At 64.8% G+C, this 18,679-nt stretch carries 14 protein-coding genes; 3 read left to right on the top strand and 11 right to left on the bottom strand.

The features are described 5' to 3' along the window. Nucleotides 1–2: 2 nt before the first annotated feature. The 3 genes from B8V81_RS13145 to B8V81_RS13135 all read right to left on the bottom strand — a co-directional run bounded on the left by B8V81_RS13145 (nucleotide 3) and on the right by B8V81_RS13135 (nucleotide 1,870). Entirely contained in the window at nucleotides 3–560 is a 558-nt protein-coding gene (locus B8V81_RS13145) for a cysteine hydrolase family protein (protein ID WP_028600070.1), read from the bottom strand. Nucleotides 561–584: 24 nt separating this feature from the next. Next, on the bottom strand, nucleotides 585–1,058 hold the full coding sequence (locus tag B8V81_RS13140) for a GNAT family N-acetyltransferase (protein ID WP_028600069.1): 474 nt from the start codon (nucleotides 1,056–1,058) through the stop codon (nucleotides 585–587). Nucleotides 1,059–1,210: 152 nt separating this feature from the next. Then, nucleotides 1,211–1,870, bottom strand: coding sequence for a FusB/FusC family EF-G-binding protein (locus B8V81_RS13135; protein ID WP_101808514.1), 660 nt, complete (start codon nucleotides 1,868–1,870; stop codon nucleotides 1,211–1,213). Between the two features lie 257 nt (nucleotides 1,871–2,127). Between B8V81_RS13135 and B8V81_RS13130 the strand changes: the two genes are divergently transcribed. Further along, nucleotides 2,128–2,454, top strand: coding sequence for a CinA family protein (locus B8V81_RS13130; RefSeq protein ID WP_101808513.1), 327 nt, complete (start codon nucleotides 2,128–2,130; stop codon nucleotides 2,452–2,454). Between the two features lie 138 nt (nucleotides 2,455–2,592). Here B8V81_RS13130 and B8V81_RS13125 read toward each other — a convergent pair whose 3' ends face one another. From B8V81_RS13125 to B8V81_RS13110, 4 genes are all read right to left on the bottom strand, one after another. After that, nucleotides 2,593–4,383 (bottom strand): ABC transporter ATP-binding protein, encoded by a 1,791-nt coding sequence (locus B8V81_RS13125; RefSeq protein ID WP_244912815.1) that lies wholly within the window; start codon nucleotides 4,381–4,383, stop codon nucleotides 2,593–2,595. Between the two features lie 55 nt (nucleotides 4,384–4,438). Next, nucleotides 4,439–6,211 (bottom strand): ABC transporter ATP-binding protein, encoded by a 1,773-nt coding sequence (locus B8V81_RS13120; RefSeq protein ID WP_101808511.1) that lies wholly within the window; start codon nucleotides 6,209–6,211, stop codon nucleotides 4,439–4,441. Between the two features lie 304 nt (nucleotides 6,212–6,515). Continuing rightward, entirely contained in the window at nucleotides 6,516–6,920 is a 405-nt protein-coding gene (locus B8V81_RS13115) for a MarR family winged helix-turn-helix transcriptional regulator (protein ID WP_028600065.1), read from the bottom strand. A 1,122-nt stretch (nucleotides 6,921–8,042) separates the two neighbouring features. Then, nucleotides 8,043–10,328 (bottom strand): galactose-binding domain-containing protein, encoded by a 2,286-nt coding sequence (locus B8V81_RS13110; protein ID WP_028600064.1) that lies wholly within the window; start codon nucleotides 10,326–10,328, stop codon nucleotides 8,043–8,045. A gap of 198 nt (nucleotides 10,329–10,526) precedes the next feature. On the opposite strand from B8V81_RS13110, the gene B8V81_RS13105 reads away from it, so the two are divergent. Next, a complete protein-coding gene (locus B8V81_RS13105) occupies nucleotides 10,527–12,296 on the top strand; it encodes a sensor histidine kinase (protein WP_180968444.1) in 1,770 nt (589 codons plus the stop codon). Beyond that, nucleotides 12,271–13,890, top strand: coding sequence for a response regulator transcription factor (locus B8V81_RS13100; RefSeq protein ID WP_101808509.1), 1,620 nt, complete (start codon nucleotides 12,271–12,273; stop codon nucleotides 13,888–13,890). Before B8V81_RS13105 ends, B8V81_RS13100 begins: the two co-directional genes overlap by 26 nt. On the opposite strand, the gene B8V81_RS13095 is transcribed toward B8V81_RS13100, so the two are convergent. The 4 genes from B8V81_RS13095 to B8V81_RS13080 form a co-directional block, all read right to left on the bottom strand. Next, entirely contained in the window at nucleotides 13,891–14,922 is a 1,032-nt protein-coding gene (locus B8V81_RS13095) for a glycoside hydrolase family protein (RefSeq protein WP_101808508.1), read from the bottom strand. 69 nt (nucleotides 14,923–14,991) lie between these two features. After that, a complete protein-coding gene (locus tag B8V81_RS13090) occupies nucleotides 14,992–15,873 on the bottom strand; it encodes a carbohydrate ABC transporter permease (RefSeq protein WP_028600060.1) in 882 nt (293 codons plus the stop codon). A gap of 16 nt (nucleotides 15,874–15,889) precedes the next feature. Beyond that, the gene (locus B8V81_RS13085) at nucleotides 15,890–16,789 is read right to left on the bottom strand and encodes an ABC transporter permease (RefSeq protein WP_028600059.1); all 900 of its coding nucleotides are present in this window, start codon (nucleotides 16,787–16,789) and stop codon (nucleotides 15,890–15,892) included. Between the two features lie 123 nt (nucleotides 16,790–16,912). Further along, nucleotides 16,913–18,610: an extracellular solute-binding protein gene (locus B8V81_RS13080; protein ID WP_028600058.1), complete on the bottom strand. Its 1,698-nt coding sequence runs from the start codon at nucleotides 18,608–18,610 to the stop codon at nucleotides 16,913–16,915. Nucleotides 18,611–18,679 lie beyond the last annotated feature (69 nt).

Below are 18,679 nucleotides of genomic sequence, written 5' to 3'. Positions count from 1 at the left end.
CGTCAGCGGTACTTGTCATGCGGCGGCTCGAACAGCGGGTCGTCCGCAGGGCGTGCCAGCGCGAACGGACCGTTGTTCGCATAGCCGTGCAGCGTCGCGTTATGATGGGCGATGATCTGCTCGGCCGGCAGGACAGGCGAGTCGCTCGTCGAATGGCCGTCGCGCACGAGCGTGACGTCGAACCCGTGCAGCGTGGCGGCGCGCACCGCCGTATCGATGCAGTACTGCGTCATGCAGCCGGCGATGACGCAGTGCGTCACGTCATGCTCGCGCAGATGCTCGAGCAGTCCGGTCTCGTGGAACGAGCTGACCGCCGTTTTGTCGAACAGGACGGCGTCCGGCGGAATCCGCAGCGCGGGATGGACGTCGAAGCCCTCTCCCTCTCCGCCGCCGATGGACTTGTCCCGCACGAAGACGATGCGGGCTCCCGCCCGCTCCGCCTGCTCGACCGCTTTGCCGATCGCGGCGAACAGCCGCTCCGGCTCGAAGATCGGAACCTCTCCTCCGTTTCCTTCTACCAGGTCCTTCTGCACGTCGATCACCAGCAGCGCTTGAGCCATTGTTCTTCCTCCTCGAAGTGGGGGTTATAGATCCCGGATATACCAGGCGTCGCAGGCGTAATGCTCCGATCCCGCAAGCGGCTCCCTCAGCGGCGCGAAGCCGTTCTTCTCGTAAAAGCGCTCCGCCGCCTTCATGCTCGTCAGCGTCTCCAGATAGCACTGCCGATAACGGCCCCGGGCGAAGCCGAGCGCCTCGGCGAGCAGCAGCCGGGCGGCGCCCGTACCGCGCGCGGACGGCCGCAGGTACATCTTTTGCAGCTCGCACACGTCGGCCGAGCCGGCGAATTCGGCGATGCCGCAGCCTCCCGCGACCTCGCCTTCGTCGTCCAGGGCGACCCAGTAGCCGCGCCCCGGCTCGCGGTAATACGCGTGCAGGTCATGCAGGCTGGCGTCCTCCCAGGCGAGGCCGGAGCGGTTGCCGCCGAACTCGATCAGGCTGGCGCGGATGATGCCGGCCATGCGTTCGTTGTCGCGCGGCTCCAGCAAGCGGATGTCCATGTGTCGAAAAAGCCCCTCTCTACGCTTCAGCTGCAGCATCGCGACTGCAGAGTCGCGACCTTTCTCTCCTGCTCCGTCCTCATCGCTCCTCCGCTCACGGATGAAAAAGCACCTGGCCCCTGCACGAGGCCAGGTCCGAAGCCTGCGCGCGGTCAGCGCGCGGTCACATCGCGGACGAACCGCTCCAGCGGACCGGCATCCTCGATCTGCCGGTTGCAGGCGGCGCTGTCCAGGCAGATGTAGTTGCCGATCGCCTTGTAGTAGTCCGGCGACGCCTTGGCTGGCCGATGCTTGGCGATGGCGGTGAACAGGCCGACCTCGCTATGATGCCGGCAGGCGAAGCAGACGTTTTTGCCCCGGACGGAGCCCGTCACGCTGCCCTCGACGCCGACGCGGCTTCCGTCGATGTCGCAGACGAGGAACATGCGCCCGCTGCCGGCTTCCGTCCAGCCGAGATACGTCGTCCGCTCGAGCTCAAGCGCGCCCGGATCCGGGCCCTTGAGCTTCTTGGCCTTGGGGAACAGCCGGCGCAGCTCGCCCTCCGCGAGCGCCGGAAACGGAAGCCGGTACGCTTGCAGCGCTTGCAGCCCGAGGCGGAAATCATCCGCCGCATGCCAATCGGCGATCGGCTCCAGCAGGGCGCGCTGCCCGGCGTCCGCGTCCGGGAAAGCCTCGTACAGCGCCAGCTGCACGCCCTCGCGCACCGAGCGGAGCACCTTCGGGTCTGCCGCCGAGGCGCAGGCCTGCTGCAGCAGCCGCGCCTGATGCTGAATGATGTTGAAGTGATGGTTTCGGATAAATGGGGGGGTCATGATTAACGCTCCTTATGGTTAAGATGGTTGAATCTTCATAAGGTGCAAAGCCCCATTTTCGGAAACGATCGGCGGGCGATATCGTCTTCAGCCGGATATGCCCCATGCAAAGGATCGCCCCTCAATCAGGCTTTGCATGAGTCCGGCGTCTCCCGGCAACGTGATTTGCCATCCGTACCAATCCCCCTTTCCTCCAGTATAGGAGCCCGTTCGGACGGCGGCAACCTCAGCAGGGAGAAAGATCGGCTATCGAGGCGATGCGGGCGAGAGGCGGATTCCCCGATATCCGGGTCCGCCTGCCGGAGGAGCCGTTCCCTCCGCCGTCCAACTCGCGCAGCCGCGACGAGCTTCAGCAGGGGCTGGAGGAGCTGGCCGGGCGAATGGCGGAGCTGGCCGGGCGCATTCCTGCCGCTGGCGGAAGCGACGGCGACATCGGCGCCGCTCCCGGCGGGCGCATCGAGCACGGCTGGTTCGGCTGGCTGGACGCGCGCGAGTGGCTGGAGCTGGCGGGCATGCATTTCCGCCACCACCTGCGGCAGCAGAGGGAGCTGGAACAGTTCCATTCGAAGGAAGGCAGCCTCTGAGAGGCTCCGGCGCAGTCCGGTTGAAGGGACCGTGAGCGTCGAGCGATGCTCCCCCTGCCCTGCAACAAAAACGCCGCCCAAGCTCGATGCCCCGGAAACGGGAATCGGGCTTGGGCGGCTGGTTTGCTTTCCGTCGGCTCAGGAAACCTGCTCGAACTGGCTGTTGTACAGCTCGGCGTAGAAGCCGCCGCGCGCCAGCAGCTCGTCATGCGTGCCGGTCTCGAGGATGTCGCCGTCCTTCATGACGAGGATGCGGTCGGCGTTTTTGATCGTGGACAGCCGGTGGGCGATGACGAACGACGTCTTGCCGGCGGAGAGCCGGTCCATCGCCCGCTGGATGAGCAGCTCGGTGCGCGTGTCGACGGAGCTCGTCGCCTCGTCGAGGATGAGCAGCGGCGCGTCGTCGATCATCGCCCGCGCGATCGTGAGCAGCTGCTTCTGTCCGGCCGACAGGCTGGCGCGGTCGCCCAGCACAGTGTCGTAGCCGTCTGGCAGCGTGCGGATGAAGTGGTCCAGGCCGACGGCGCGGCAAGCCTCCTCGATCTGCGCGTCGGTGACGTCCGGACGGGCGAAAGCGATGTTGTCGCGGATCGTGCCCTCGAACAGCCAGGTGTCCTGCAGCACCATGCTGAACAGGTCATGCACGTCCTCCCGCGTCATCCGGTCGATCGGCACGCCGTCGATAAGGATCTCGCCTCCGCTCAGCTCATAGAACCGCATGAGCAGGTTGACGAGCGTCGTCTTGCCGGCCCCGGTCGGGCCGACGATGGCGATCTTCTGCCCGGCCTCCGCCTTCATCGAGAAGTCCTTGATGACGTCCTTGTCGGCCGTGTAGCCGAAGCGCGCATGGCGGAACTCGACCTCGCCCTTGACCTGCGCCAGCTTCGTCGTCTTGGCGCTCTCGTCCGCCAGCTCCTCCTCCTCGAGGAACTCGAACACGCGCTCGCTCGCGGCGGCCGTCGCCTGCAGGTTCGTCGCCGCCTGGGCGATCTGGCCGAGCGGCTGCGTGAACAGCCGGATGTAGATCATGAACGCGACGATCGTGCCGATGCTGATCGTATTCGAGGTGACGAGCATCGCGCCGACGACGCAGATCGCGACGTAGCCGAGGTTGCCGACGAAGCCCATGATCGGCATCATGAGGCCGGACATGAACTGCGATTTCCAGGCGCTGCCGTACAGCTTGCCGTTCAGATCGTGGAAGGCGGCCTTGGCCTCTTCCTCGGCGTTGTACGCCTTGACGACCGCGTGGCCGGAGTACGTCTCCTCGATATGGCCGTTCAGCCGCCCGAGCACCTCCTGCTGGGCGACGAACCAGCGCTGCGAATGCTTCATGATGACGCTCATGAGCGCGAAGCCGACGATCGTCGAGACGACGGCCGTGATGGCGAGGATCCAGTTCGTATAGACCATCATGACGAGCGCGCCGACGAACAGGGCGACGGACGAGACGAGCATGCCGAGGCTGTTGTTGAGCGTCTGCCCGATCATGTCGATGTCGTTCGTGACGCGGCTCAGTACGTTGCCGTAGCTCGTCGAGTCGAAGTAGCGCAGCGGCATGCGGTTGATCTTGGCGGAGATCTCGGTCCGCATCTTGTTCGTGATGCGCTGGGTGACCGTCGCCATGATGAAGCCCTGCGCGTAGTTGAAGATCAGGCCGGCGCCGTACAGCGCCGCGAGCAGCAGCACGATCCGGTTGATCGCGTCGATGTCGATCGTCCCGCGGATGCCCTCCTGGATCTTGTCGGTAATGTTGCGCAGCAGGTCCGGCCCGATGACGTTCAGCGCGGATCCGGCCAGCGCCAGCACGAGCGCCAGCGCGATGGCCGGCATGTACTTGCGGCAGTAGGCGGCCAGCTTGCGGAGCGTGGCGCGGAAGTCCTTCGCCTTGTCGCCGGGCATCATGCCGCCCATCGGACCGCCTCCCATGGGGCCGCCTCCGGGATGGCCCCGTCGAGGCGTTTTGCGGCTGTCTTCCGTCGTGTCAGGCTGATTCGATCGTGCCATGGGCGAGTTCCTCCTTGGATAGCTGGGAAAGGGCGATCTCCTGGTACGTCGGGCAGTCCTGCAGCAGCTCCTCATGCGTGCCGCTGCCGACGATGCGCCCGTCCTCGAGCACGAGGATGCGGTCGGCGTCCTTGATCGTGCCGATGCGCTGGGCGACGATGAGCGTCGTCGCGCCGCCGGTCTCCCGGCGCAGCGCGGCGCGCAGCTCGCGGTCGGTCCGGTAGTCGAGCGCCGAGAACGAGTCGTCGAACAGGTAGATGTCCGGCCGCCGGTAGACGGCGCGCGCGATCGACAGCCGCTGCTTCTGGCCGCCGGAGACGTTGTCCCCGCCCTGGGCGATGCGGCCCTCGTACTGCCCTTCCATGGACTCGACAAAATCGGTTCCTTGCGCGATCGCGACCGCCCGCCGGACGCCCTCCTCGGCTTCGCGCCCCGGCTCGGCGCTGCCGTAGGCGACGTTGGCGGCGACGGTGCCGCTGAACAGCACCGCCCGCTGGGAGACGTAGCCGAGCTTGGCGCGCAGCGCGTGCTGGCTGTAGCGGCGCACGTCGATGCCGTCGACGAGCACCTCGCCTGCGGCGACGTCATAGAAGCGCGGAACCAGGTTCAGCACGCTCGTCTTGCCGCTGCCGGTCGAGCCGATGATCGCCACCGTCTCGCCCTTGCGCGCCTTGAAGCTGATGTCCCGCAGCACCGGCTCCTCGGCGCCCGGATACTTGAAGCTGACGTTCCGGAACTCGATGCCGCCCTCGCCGCTGCCCTTCGTCTCGACGCCGTCCTTGATCGCGGCTTCCGTATTCAGCACCTCCAGAATCCGCTTGGCCGAGATGGCCGCGCGCGGCGCCATGATGAAGATCATGCTGACCATCATGAACGCCATCACGACCTGCATCGCATACGAGGTGAACACGACCATATTGGAAAAGATCCCGATGCGGTCCGTGCCCGGCGCATCCTGGATCAGGTAAGCGCCGATCGCGTAGATCGAGACGCTGAGGCCGGACATGATGATCGTCATGCCGGGACCGATGATCGCCATCAGCCGGCTGGCGAACAGGTTCGTGCCGGTCAGCTCGCGGTTCGCCCGGTCGAACTTGGCCTCCTGGTACGCCGCCGCGTTGTAAGCGCGGATGACGCGCAGGCCGGTCAGGTTCTCGCGGGTGATGCGGTTCAGGTTGTCGGTCAGCCCCTGGATGATGCGGAACTTGGGGATCGCGAACACGATGATGACGCTCAGCATGACGATGAGCGCGACGACTGCGGCGCCGGTCGCCGCCGTCCACTCCCAGCTCTTGCCGGAGATTTTGGCGATCGCCCAGACCGCGAGGATCGGCGCCTTGAGCATCACCTGCAGCCCCATCGCCACGATCATCTGGACCTGCGTCACGTCGTTGGTCGAACGGGTGATGAGGCTGGCCGTCGAGAAGCCGTTGATCTCCTGATGGGAGAACGACAGCGTCCGATCGAACACCATGCCGCGCAGCCGCATCGCCAGCCCCGCCGCCACCTTGGCGGCGAACCAGCCGACGATGACCGACGTCAGCACGCTGCCGACGGCGCACAGCAGCATGTAGGCGCCCGGCTCCATCAGATCGGCCGCGCGCGTGCCCTCCGTCTGGATGAGCGTCGTGATCTCGGCCATGTAATCCGGCAGACGCAGGTCGAGCCACACCTGGACGATGATGAAGATCAGGCTGTACAGGACGAACCCCCACTCGCCCTTCGTCAAATACTTGAACAGCTTCAGCATCGAATTCCTTCCCTCCTATATTTCTTCTAGTATAAGATACATGTGCAAAAGAAACGCAGCGCCCGGATGGGGCTGCGGAACTGCCGCATTCATGGCGCCTGCCGGCGCTTGGGAGGCGCATTCGTCGCTTCGGCGGGGCGCTCTGCTGGCGCTTGGGAGGCGCGCTTCCGGGGCAACGACGGGGCGCCTGCTGGCGCTTTGGAGGCGCGTTCGAGGCTTCGGCTGGGGCGCCTGCCGGCGCTTCCTGAGGCAACGACGGGGCGCTCTGCTGGCGTTCCCCGAGAGCCGCCGCGCCGAATGGCGCTCACGGCATCAGCAGCTTGACGAGCCGCACGAACTCGCGTGCGTCCCGCTCGCTCAGCCGGCTAAGCATCTGCTCGGTCTGGGCGATATGCTCGGCCCTGCGGTCGATCAGAAACTTTTTGCCGGCATCGGTGTAGTAGACGAGCACGCGGCGCCGGTCCTCGGAATCGGTGCAGCGCAGGATCATCCCCTTTTTCTCCAGCGTCTTGAGCGCCGAGGCGATCCGGCCCGTGCTGACGGACAGGGATTCGCTCAGCTCTCCGGCGGATGCGCCGTTTTTGCGCAGGAGCAAGTAGAGCAGGATGCCCATCTCCCCTCGCGAGAACTGTCCCGACTCCTCGAAGGCGGGCTTGCTCGCGCGAGCTACATGCTCGAACATTTCTTCGGCCAGCTGCTTGTAATCCACGACGGTTCACCTGCTTAAATAGCTTATACTGTAAGATAATAAGCGGGCAGAGGTACGCTGTCAATCGGTCGCGGGGCGGAGGGGCGGCCGAACAGCGTACTTCCGCGGCTGAAACCCGAAGATCGTCTCTGCACACCGCCGGCTAGCGACTGGAACCTGCACCCGCTTCGCGGTACGGAGACTCGTTCCGATCTCCCTGGAGCCCAGATTCCTTTGATTCCCTGTTCCGAAAAGGAAGGAATCCGGCCTCCAAGGGAACCGCTGCCGCTTCTCCACGAGCCCCCGTCCGCTTCGCTCTCCAGGTTCAATCCTACTCCAAACCACTCCCCCTGCGGAACGGATCGGTCCTGTCGTAAAAGCCCCTGCGATCGCCACGGCAGTTCCCCCAGCCCGGGGGCGATTTATCCGCTCGGTCGCGGAGAAAGCGGGCTTGCCCAGACGGTTCTCCGCTCCCTTTCGTCGCAGCCGTGAAAGATTCCGCGCTCGTCGCTGTTCCAATGCCCGGTCTGCGAGCTGCAACCCGAAATAATCGGGTTACAGACGTTCCAATGCCCGGTCTACGGGCTGTAACCCGAAATGATCGGGTTGCAGCTGTTCCAATGCCCGGTCTACGGGCTGTAACCCGAAATTATCGGGTTGCAGACATTCCCAAGCCCGGTTCCCGAGCTGTAACCCGAAATAATCGGGTTGCAGACATTCCCAAGCCCGGTTCCCGAGCTGTAACCCGAAATTATCGGGTTACAGACGTTCCCAAGCCTGGTCTGTGAGCTGTAACCCGAAATAATCGGGTTGCAGACATTCCCAAGCCCGGTTCCCGAGCTGCAACCCGAAATAATCGGGTTGCAGACATTCCCAAGCCCGGTTCCCGAGCTGTAACCCGAAATAATCGGGTTGCAGACGTTCCCAAGCCCGGTTCCCGAACTGTAACCCGAAATAATCGGGTTGCAGACGTTCCCAAGCCCGGTCTAATGGCCGATTCCAACGGCTCCTCGATCTAGAATCAAATGGAACCGAGCACGAGCAGCCGCTCCAGTCCCCCTCGCCCTGGCAGCCTCGGGTTCGTCATGCAAAAAAAGCGCCGCGGGAAAAGCCCGGGCGCTCCTGGACAAGCCTGTTCGGCCGCTACTGGAAGACGCGGACGTAGTCGACGAACATGTCGATCTGGTTGCCGTAGCGGTCCAGCTCGACCGGCCAGCCGCCGCCGAGGGCGAGGTTCAGCATGAAGTACATCGGCGTCTTGGCCTGCTCGAACGTAGCATGCCGCCACACCTCGACGTTGTCGATGTAGTAGATCGTGTCGGTCGGCGTAATCTTCGTCCCATAGACATGCCAGACGGACGCGTTGTCGCCGAAGGCGAACGAATTGCTCGTGCACACTGTCTCGTGGATTTCCGGCGATCCGCTCCACCAATGCTGCGAGCGGCAGGAGCCGGCCGGGTTGTGGCCGTAGGCCTCGATCGTGTCGATCTCCGCCGTCGACGGCACGTTCTGCGAGATGCTGTTTTGCGACATGAGCCAGAACGCAGGCCATGCGCCTTTGCCCGCCGGCATCAGGATGCGGGCCTCGAAGTAGCCGTACTGCGCGGCGATGCCGGTGCCGTCCGTGCGGACGGACGACAGCAAGCCGCCGAAGTGCGTCCGGTTCCAGCCCATCGGATCGACATAGCCGGCCGGCGTTTTGGTCGAGCGGATGCGCAGGTACTGGCTGCCCAGGATCGAGAACGGATTATGCGGACCGTTCGGATCGGCGAAGATCGCCTCCCCGAACTCCGAGCCGCCGGGGCTGTCCGGCTTGGCGGCGGCGTATGTCGCGCCGGCTCCGGTGCGGGAGGCCGAGAGCGGGCCGGTGAAGTCGTCCGCGAACAGCACGCTCATGCCGGACGCCTGAGGCGGCGCGGAAGGCAGCCCCTGCTTCCAGACGACTCCCCCTTCATTGTACAGCTGCACATAACAGTTGTCGGAACGGGTGAAGTTCGGATTGCCCTCGGGGCTGTCCCAGGCGCTCAGGATGACCGTGACGGGACCGTGCGGGAACGAGTTCGCGGGAAAGACGATCTCGCCGTAGCCGCTGGCATCGGGCGTCGTGCGGGCGAACCAGCTGTCGTACCCGTTGGCCCCCGGGTTGGCCGTGTCCGGCTGATGCCAGGAGCGCGCCCATACGTTCTGCATGCCCGGCGCATAGAACTTGATCGTCACCGTACCGTTGATGGAGGCTCCGTACGAAGGCGAGACGACGCTGACCTGGTAATTCGGGTAAGCTCCAGGAGTCGGCGTGGCGGTCGGCGTCGGCGTTGGCGTGGCGGTCGGCGTCGGCGTCGGCGTGACGGTCGGAGTTGGCGTCGGTGTCGGCGTCGAGCCGCCTCCCGTGCCGGCGTAGACAATTTCCGTCGCGCCGGACTTGGCGCCGGAGGCGTGGGTGAATACGACGCGGAATTTAGAGGAGACGACCGCGCTGAAGCTGACCGTGTTCAGCTGGCCGCCTGCCGGCTGGGCCGGAGACTTGGTCTGGCCGGGCACGCTCGCCCAGGCCGTGCCGCTCCAATATTGCACGTCATAGCTGGCCGGCGCCTGCACCCCGGCGCCGTCCGAGTACAGGTACAGCTTCGCCTGGCTGACGGTCGCCGCGCCGCCGAAGGCGGTCTCCACCCAGTCCGAAGCGTTGGGCGATCCGTAGGCGGTCCAGCGGTTGCGCGGGTTGTCGGCGTAGGAGATGATGCCGTCCTTCACCTGCGAGACCGCATCCATGCCGTAAGTGTAGGAAGCCGAGGCCGTGCCGCCGGCGATCGGCGCCGGCGTCGCCGTCGGACTGGCGGTCGGCGTCGCGGTCGGCGTTGGCGTGACGGTCGGCGTCGCGGTCGGCGTTGGCGTGACGGTCGGCGTCGCGGTCGGCGTCGACGATAAGCCGTAGGCGATCTCGCTCGCGGCGCTCTTCGCCCCGGAGGCGTGGGTGAATACGACGCGGAACTTGGACGCCGATACCGCCGTGAACGTCGCCGTGTTCAGCTGGTTCGCCGCCGGCTGGGCGGGAGACTTGGCTTGGCCGGGCGCGCTTGCCCAGGCCGAGCCGGTCCAGTACTGGACGTCGTAGCTCGCCGGAGCCTTGATGCCCGATCCGTCTCCGTACAGATGCAGGTCCACCTTGGATCGGCTCTGCGCGCTGCCGAAGTCGGTCTGCACCCAGTCCGAGGCGTTCGGCGACTCGTAGGCCGACCAGCGGTTGCGAGGCGAATCCGTGTAAGAGACGATGCCGTCCTTGACTTGCGCGACGCTGTCCATCGAGAACGTATACGACGCCGACACGGCCGCTCCGCTGTCTGTCGCCGACGCGGGAGCCGGCGGCGCGCCGGCTCCCGCCAGCAGCGCGACGAGCAGTCCATAACTCCACACCTTTCGCTTCTTGCTTTTCATCAAGCTGAATCATCCTCTCTCTGAACCGAAGTTGGCCTGGCTCACCCATTCTAGACCGGAAGCGCTTCCATTCCATCTGCAGCTGTCAACCTTCCGCTCTGCCCTCCTTGACTTGTTCGTTCCGATGCGTAGGAGCGGCGGGCTATCCGGGCTATAATGAAAAAAAAAGACGCCCCCAAGCGGGAGGAGCCTGACGGCATGAGAACGTTCCTGAGCCGATTGACCATCTACCCGAAGCTGGTGCTGAGCTTCCTGCTGCTGCTCGTCCCGCTCGTCGCCATCAGCCTGCTCATGAACGCGCAGAGCGAAAGGCTCGTGCGCGACGAGATCATCCGCTCGACGCAGGCCAAGGCCGCTTCCTACATGCGCGTGCTGGAGTACGATTTCGGTCCGCTCATCACGCTCCAGCAGCAGTATGCCTTCGACGACGAGATTCGGGCGCTCGCTTACTCCTCGATCATCATGTCGGACCAGCAGTACACGGAGTCGATCCAGAACGTGCAGAAAAAGCTGACGACGCTCAAGTTCATGAGCTCGTACGTCTCCGACGCGTTTGTGCTGTTTCCCGGACTCGACCGCAAAGTATCGGCGGACAGCTACGGATCGGTCGATCCGGAGCAGGCGGCGGCGCTCAACCAGGTCATCAATCCCTATGAGGCGCCCTTCCTCGTCGATCGCGGCCGCCTCTGGCTGAGCAGCCCGTATCCAAGCTCGCCCCCGGTCGGCAAGGGCTTCACGATCGGCATGGAGCTGTCCGGAGCGTCGATCCGGCGCCTGCTGTCGGGCTTCGAGCTGACCGGAGAAGGAGCCGCCATGCTGACGAACGCGCAGATGAGCTGGCAAGAGAGCCACGGCCCGCTGCCGGACGACGCCACGGGATTCCGCGAGGAGCTTGCCTCCCGCATGGAGGCCGGCAGCAAAAGCGGCCTGTTCCTGCTGCGCGGCGGCGATGGGCGCAAGTATGCCTTTTACGAGACCTCCTCCCGGCTCGGGCTGACGCTCGTGCTGTTCCTCGACGAGCGGAGCTTCCTCGGACCGATCCAGCGCTTCGGCAACTGGACGCTGCTGCTGGCCGCCGCCTCGACGCTGCTCGCCCTGCTGTTCGCGTACGGCTTGTACCGGATCATCCACAGCCCGCTGCGGGAGCTGGTCCGCGCCTTCAAGAGCCTGGAGAAGGGCGATCTCTCGTTCAAGCTCCGCTACCGGTCCCGCGACGAGTTCAACTACTTGTACCTGCAGTACAACCGGACCGTCTCCCGCCTGCAGGAGCTGATCGACGAGGCGTACGTGCAGCAGTATCAGGTCAAGGCAGCCGAGCTGAAGCAGCTGCAGTCGCAGATCAATCCGCATTTCCTGTACAACTGCCTGTTCAACCTGTACCGCCTCGCCAAGCTGCAGGAGCATGACAAGGTAGCCGCCTTCACCAAGCATCTGGGCGACTACTTCCGCTATGTGACCAAAAACGCCGACAAGGTGCCGCTGCGGCAGGAAATGATGTTCGTGAACGCCTACGCCGCCATCCAGACGATCCGCTTCGAGGAGCATATCCGCGTCGAGCTGGACCCGATCCCGCCGGGATGGGAGGAGCTCGCCGTGCCGAAGCTGCTGCTGCAGCCGCTCGTGGAGAACGCCTATCACCACGGCCTGGAGGACCGCTCCGGGCAAGGACTTGTCCGGTTGTCGTTCCGCGAGGAGGACGGCCGGCTGCTCGTCCATGTGGACGACAACGGCGAAGCGCTCGACGAGGAGCGGCTGGACGCGATCCGCAAGCTGCTGGGCGATCCGGGCTTCCCGTCGGACAGCGAAGGACTGCGCAACGTCCAGCTGCGGCTGCGGCTGCACTTCGGCGAAGGCGCGCGCCTGACAGCCGACCGCAGCCCGCTCGGCGGCCTGTCGCTGACTCTCGTCCTGCCTGCCGAACAACAAAGGAGGAGCATCCAAGATGAAGCTGCTGATCGTGGACAATGAGCCGAATATCGTCCGGGGAATCCGGCATCTGATGGAGACCGAGGCGCCTTGGCCGCTGGAGGCGCTCACGGCGACATCCGCCGCCGAGGCGCTGGAGCAGCTGGAGCGGCATCCGATCGACGTCGCGCTGCTCGACATCCGCATGCCCGGCATGAGCGGCCTCGAGCTGCAGGCGGTCATGCGCGAGAGATGGCCGGCCTGCAAGGTCGTCTTTCTCTCGGGGTATGACGACTTCTCCTACATCCAGAAGGCTATGCGCGGCGGCAGCGTCGATTACGTGCTGAAAATGGACGGCGACGAGGCGATCCTGGAGGCGGTCGGCAAGGCGATCGGAGAGCTCGCCGAGTCCGAACGGATGAGCCGGCTGCTGGAGCAGGCCCGAGCGGCGATGGAGCAGTCGCTGTCGGCGCTGCGGCGCGACTACGCGCGGCAGCTGCTGGCCGGCACGGCCCCCGTCCGGCAGGAGCGCTTCGACGAGCTGCGGCTCGGGCTCGACGCGTCGCGCCCCGTCCTGCCGCTGCTCGCCCGCATCGACGAATGGGGCGCGGTCCGCTCCGACGCCGACAAGGCGCTGCTATGCTATGCGCTCGACAATATCATGCAGGAGCTGCTGGCCGGCAGCCGCATCGTCTGCTTCCTGGAGGAGGACGGCCTGGTCGGCCTGGCGCAGCCGGAGCCGGACGCCGCGCCAGACGGCTGGGCGAAGCGTCTGCACGATCAGCTCGAGCAGGTGCAGGAAGCGAGCCGCACATACCTCAAGCTGCCGGTCTCGCTCGTCGCCGCCGAAAAGGCCGTGCCCTGGCAAGGCTTGCCGGCGAAGCAGGCCGAGCTGCGGCGCATCCTTTTTTACGGCTACGGCCAGCGCAAGGAAATGCTGCTCACCGACCGCGTGCTGCTCAACCATGCCCCGGCAGGAGCCGGGCAGCCGAGCGAAGCGCTCGTCGAGGCGCAGAACCGGCTCAAGCAGGTGCTGGACGCCGATCCGGCGCTGGACATGAAGCTGCTGGACGACTTCGACCGGCTCCCCGCCCTCTCGCGCCAGCTCGGCGGGCGGCATCCGTTCCTTTACGAGATGTACAACGGCATCACCTACATGCTGCTGTCGACCGCCAACCGCTCCGCGCGCGGCGACGAGTCCGAGCCGGCGTCATGGACGGCGCGCCTGTCCTCGCTGGACGCCCATCCGACCTGGGAGCATGCCCTCGATGCGCTGCGCTCCGCGCTCGAGAGCCTGCTGGAGAGCCGTCGGCGCGAAAGCGAGGCCGGCACCCATCAGGTCATCGGCCGGCTGACCGGATTCATCGAAAGCCATCTCGACGAGGACCTGTCGCTGAACCGGCTGGCCGATCTCGTCTACCTCAACCCGACCTACCTGTCCCGGCTGTTCAAGCAGCAGGCCGGCGTCGGGCTGTCCGAGCATATCGCGAGCCTGCGGCTCGCCCGCTCCTGCGATCTGCTGAAATATTCGCGCATGAAAATACAGGATGTCGCAGCGAAAGTCGGGTTCGACTCGGCGACATCCTTCGGACGGTTTTTCAAACGGGAAATGAATGCGACTCCCCAGGAATACCGGGATCGGGAAGGCGGCGGCTGATCAGAGCGGCCGGCTCGTCGCGACGGCGATGCTCCGCAGCTCGCCGCCCGCTCCGCTCCACGCTGGATCTCCGGGACGGGCGGGGCGGCAGGCGCAGTAAAAGTGGTACAGCGTCCCCTTCCAGCGGACGACGAACGACTTGTGCGCATGCGTCTGGTCGATCTCGCCCGGCGCTCCATGCGGCAGCGAAGGCTCGGGCAGGATGCGCCACGACTCCAGGTCGCGGGAGAGCGCGAGCAGCCCTTGCGCATGCTCGCCGTCGAAGCCGAACCCGAAATTGACCCACCATCCGCTCGGCTTGTCGAAGCGGATGCACGGATCGCTGACATACCGGCTGTAGAACGTTCCTTCGCTGACGGCAAGCAGAGGATTGGCCGGATGCCGCTGCCAGACGCGCAGGTCGTCCGACCAGGCGAGCCCGGTCTGCTCGATCCACGGCCAATCGGGCTTCTCCTTGGCGTTGTAGAACATCCAGTAGCGCCCCTCATGCTCCAGCAGGCAGCATTTGTACAGTCCGCCGCGCTCCCACTCCCCGCCATCGCCGAACGTCATCACCGGCTCGGGAAGACGATGCCACTCCAGCAGCTCCTCGTCCTCGCACCAGGCCAGCCCCATCGCCGCTCCCCCCTCCTCATAGCCGAAGTCCGGGTAGGCGTGATAGATCATCCAGTAGCGTCCGTCGACCTTCTTGAGCCGGGGCGTCTCGTCCAGATCGCTGCTCTCCAGCAGCATCCACGAGCCCGCCGCTCCGACATGGTCCCAGCGGGAGTCGTCCGTCCCCCGGCCGAGAATGACGCCGAGCCGCGTCCAGGCCAGCAGATCGTCGCTCGCGGCGAGCGCCGTCTGGTAGCCGCGCCCGTCGAAGCCGATATGCATCATGTAGAATCGATCCCGATGGCGGAAGACGAACGGGCAGTCGACCGCCTCGGAATCATAGCGCCCGGGCTCGCCCGACGGCAGCAGGACCGGCTCGGGACGGCGATGCGGAGCGTGCAGGCGGGCCAGGTCCGGCAATGGATGGACGTCCGGCATTAGATCGACGTCCGACTCAGGGTGAACGTCTGACTTTGGGTGAGCGTCTGACATAAGGCAGTCTCCTCTCTATTCCTTGACGCTGCCGACGACGATGCCTTTGATGAAAAAGCGCTGCAGGAACGGATAGACGCAGATGATCGGCAGCGCCGCCAGGAAAATCTGCGCGCCCTTGAGCGTGCGGTCGGATACGGCGGCGAGCGTCGCGGCGTCCGACATCGTGACGAGCGTCAGGTCGCGGTTGATGACGACTGTCTGCAGATAGCTCTGCAGCGGATACTCGCTCGGGGAGTTCATCAGGATGAGGCCGTCGAACCAGGAATTCCAGTGGCCGACCATCGAGAACAGGATGAGCGTGGCGATCGCCGGCATCGACAGCGGCACATAGATGCTCCACAGGATGCGCCAGTGGCCCGCGCCGTCGACAAAGGCCGCCTCCTCCAGCTCCCGCGGCAGGCCGCGATAGAAATTGAGCAGCAGCACGGCGTTGAACACGTTGACCGCGCCGGGCAGCACGAGCGCCCAGATCGAGCCGAGCAGGCCGAGCTTCTGGATGATCAGGTACCACGGGATGAGTCCGCCGCCGACGAGGATCGTGACGACAAAAAACCAGACGTAGACGGTGCGGCCCTTGAAGGCGGCCGGCTCCTTGGACAGCGGATAGGCGAGCGTGATCGTCAGCAGCATGTTGATGGCGGTGCCGAGCAGCAGCCGCTCGACGCTGATGAGGAGCGCCCGCAGAAACTCGGGCTTGTTCAGCACGAATTCGTACGACTGCAGCGTGAAGTCGACCGGCCAGAGCGTGACGAGTCCGGCGCCGGCGGCGGAGCTGGAGCTGAGCGAGACGGCGAGCACGTTGACGAGCGGGAACAGGCAGAGCAGCGCGAGCAGCAGCAGGAAGCCGGCGTTGAAGGCGTTGAAGACGCGCCCTGCGCGGGTGAGATGATTCATGGCGACTCGCTCCTTTCTAGAAAATCCGATAGTTCGCCAGCCGGTACGCGAGGTAGTAGGACACCGAGATGAGGATGACCGACACGATCGACTTCATCAGTCCGACGGCGGTCGCGAGGCTGTACTGGGCCTGCTCGAGGCCGATCCGGTACACGAGCGTGTCGATGATGTCGCCGGTCTCGTAGACGACCGGGCTGTACAGGTTGAAGATCTGGTCGAAGCCGGCGTTCAGCACGTTGCCCAGGCTGAGCGTCGCCAGCAGCACGATGACGGGGATCATGCCGGGCAGCGTGATGTGCAGCGTCTGCTTCCAGCGGTTCGCGCCGTCGATGACGGCCGCCTCGTAGAGCGCGGGATTGATGCCGGCGAGCGCCGCGAGATAAACGATCGTGCTGAAGCCGAATTCCTTCCACACGTCCGATACGACCACGACCGCCGGGAACCAGCGCGCATCGCCGAGGAAAAAGACCGGCTCGATGCCGAACGCGCCGAGCAGCTGGTTGATGATGCCCTGCGACGGAGAGAGGATGTCGATCAGGATGCCGCCCAGAATGATCCAGGACAGAAAATGCGGCAGGTAGATCATCGTCTGGATCCAGCGCTTGAACAGCTGCAGACGCAGCTCGTTGAGCAGCAGCGAGACGACGATCGGCACGGCCAGGCCGGCGACGATCTTCATGCAGGCGATGACGAGCGTATTGCGCACGACCGTGCCGATCTCCGGCAGCTGGAGCATGTAGCGGAAGTTGTCCAGCCCGTTGAACGGGGAGTCCAAGATGCCTTTGATGATCGAGAATTTCTGGAAGGCGATGACGAGCCCTCCGATCGGACCGTAGCTGAAGATCAGCACGAGCACGAGCGACGGTAAGACCATGAGATGAAGAGGCAGCTGGCGTCTCGCCTTGGCGCTGAACATGGGAATGCCCTCCTTTTGAAAAAAAAGCGGCGGCCAAGAGACCGCCATCCGCAGCCAAACCGCAGGAAAGGGATCGGAAGCAGCTCCGATCCCCCCGATTCGTCCGTCCGAGTCCGGAGGAACTCAGCCGTTTTTAGTGGCGTACCAGTCGTTCACTTCCTTGGTGATCTGCTCGCCGCCGAGCTTGCTCCAGTCGGTGACGAACTTGTCGAACGTATCGAGCGAGGCGCCGAGAATGATCTTGGTGAACGTCTCGAGCACGAGCTTGTCGAGGATGGCCTGCTTCTCGCTCATCGTCGGCGTCTGAGCGCCGAAGAACTCGCTTTTCATCAGGTTGCCGGCATCGACGTAGTTTTTGCCGATGACATCCCACGAGCCGCCGACGCCGAATACTTTGTTCGTGCCCCAGTTCGCCTTGTCGCCGTCCTGGAACTTCTTGATTTTGTCATAGTAGTCCTTGCCCTCCGGATTGAGCGCCGCTGGATCGCCGGACTCGAGCGCGGCGACGACCTGCTTGTGGATGGCGAGCAGCCCCTCCGGGGTGCCGAAGCCGTTGGACATGAGCGCGTATTTGAAGAACTCCACGCCGTCCTTGCTGTGGAACGTCGCCGGCTCGGCGTTTTCGCTGACGATCTTTTCGTTGTACAGGTTGAACAGCTTGATGATCGCCTCGGGATGCTCCGCGCCTTTGCGGACGACCCAGAAGGAGTTGAAGTCGGCCTTGGACTGGGCTTTGGCCGGCTCACTGTCCGCGGACAGCACCGGGTAGGCGCCCCACTCGGCGTTCGGGTCCTTGGTCACGCTGTCCTGCAGCGGCCAGAGCGGATTCCACATCGCGCCGTAGCTCATGCCGACCTTGCCCGCTGCTTGCAGCTCGGCCGACTTGCCGCCGTCCTTGACGGCGAACTCCTTGTCGATCATGCCGGCCTTGTACAGCTCCTGCAGCTTGCCGAGCGCGGTTTTCATCTCCGGCTGGACGCTGCCGTAGACGAGCTTGCCGGAGTCGTCCTTGATCCAGATGTTGGCGTAGGCGTGATAGCCGTTCATGAGGCCGGTGAAGTCCGGGTAGCCGCCCAACAGATCCTTGGAGCCGGCCAGCGCGTACGTGTCCTTCTTGCCGTTGCCGTCCGGATCCTGGTTCGTGAAGGCGTCGGCGATCGCCATGAAGTCGTCCATCGTTTTCGGCTCCGGCAGGTTCAGCTTCTTCAGCCAGTCCGTGCGCACCCACAGCAGCGGAGCTCCGCCGAGATAATCCTCGGCCGGCGGAATCGCGAGCAGCTTGCCGTCATAGGAGGCGGCCGCCTTGGCGTTCGTGCCGCGCTCGACCATCTCCTTGGTGAGCGGCGAGCCGTAGGTCTCCAGCAGCGGCGTCAGGTCCTCCAGCATGTCGGCCTCGGCCAGCTGCTGGAATTGCTTGGAGTCGACCATGAACAGATCCGGCAGCTCGCCGGAGGTGATCGACAGGTTCATCTTCTGGCTGTACTGGTCGCCGCTGACGACCCATTGGTTTTTGACCTGGATGCCCAGCTCGCTCTCGTAGGCGCGGTACCAGACGTTGTCGTCGATCGAGTCGCCTCCGTTGAACTTGAAGCTCGAGTCGGTGTAGCGGACCGTCGTCAGCTCGATCGGCGGATCGTACTTGGCGTTCGGATCGACCGGAGCGGCCGACGGCTGGGCGGACGGCGACGCTGTCCCTTCCGGCGAGCCTGCGGCTCCATTCGCCGCGTTGCCGCCGCTTCCTCCGTTGCTGCTGCAGGCGCTCGTAATGGCGAGCAGCAGGACGAGCGATAGCGCTGCGCTTCGTTGACGGATCTTTTTCATCTGCGTTGCCTCCCCTTATGTCATGCTTGTCGCTGCCTTGCGTTTCTTCCATGAGTCCATCATAAGGGA

It is taken from the genome of Paenibacillus pasadenensis (genome assembly GCF_002864175.1).
Classification (GTDB): Bacteria; Bacillota; Bacilli; order Paenibacillales; family Paenibacillaceae; genus Paenibacillus_O; species Paenibacillus_O pasadenensis.
The sequence above is the reverse complement of the archived record's forward strand: the minus strand, read 5'-3'. Positions and strand labels throughout refer to the sequence as shown.

Excerpts from the sequence above, each read along its gene's own strand:
- B8V81_RS13145 (WP_028600070.1), bottom strand. The coding sequence starts at position 560 with ATGGCTCAAGCGCTGCTGGTGATCGACGTGCAGAAGGACCTGGTAGAA.
- B8V81_RS13140 (WP_028600069.1), bottom strand. The coding sequence starts at position 1,058 with ATGGACATCCGCTTGCTGGAGCCGCGCGACAACGAACGCATGGCCGGC.
- B8V81_RS13135 (WP_101808514.1), bottom strand. The coding sequence starts at position 1,870 with ATGACCCCCCCATTTATCCGAAACCATCACTTCAACATCATTCAGCAT.
- B8V81_RS13130 (WP_101808513.1), top strand. The coding sequence starts at position 2,128 with ATGCGGGCGAGAGGCGGATTCCCCGATATCCGGGTCCGCCTGCCGGAG.
- B8V81_RS13125 (WP_244912815.1), bottom strand. The coding sequence starts at position 4,383 with ATGGGAGGCGGTCCGATGGGCGGCATGATGCCCGGCGACAAGGCGAAG.
- B8V81_RS13120 (WP_101808511.1), bottom strand. The coding sequence starts at position 6,211 with ATGCTGAAGCTGTTCAAGTATTTGACGAAGGGCGAGTGGGGGTTCGTC.
- B8V81_RS13110 (WP_028600064.1), bottom strand. The coding sequence starts at position 10,328 with ATGAAAAGCAAGAAGCGAAAGGTGTGGAGTTATGGACTGCTCGTCGCG.
- B8V81_RS13105 (WP_180968444.1), top strand. The coding sequence starts at position 10,527 with ATGAGAACGTTCCTGAGCCGATTGACCATCTACCCGAAGCTGGTGCTG.
- B8V81_RS13100 (WP_101808509.1), top strand. The coding sequence starts at position 12,271 with ATGAAGCTGCTGATCGTGGACAATGAGCCGAATATCGTCCGGGGAATC.
- B8V81_RS13095 (WP_101808508.1), bottom strand. The coding sequence starts at position 14,922 with ATGCCGGACGTCCATCCATTGCCGGACCTGGCCCGCCTGCACGCTCCG.
- B8V81_RS13090 (WP_028600060.1), bottom strand. The coding sequence starts at position 15,873 with ATGAATCATCTCACCCGCGCAGGGCGCGTCTTCAACGCCTTCAACGCC.
- B8V81_RS13085 (WP_028600059.1), bottom strand. The coding sequence starts at position 16,789 with ATGTTCAGCGCCAAGGCGAGACGCCAGCTGCCTCTTCATCTCATGGTC.
- B8V81_RS13080 (WP_028600058.1), bottom strand. The coding sequence starts at position 18,610 with ATGAAAAAGATCCGTCAACGAAGCGCAGCGCTATCGCTCGTCCTGCTG.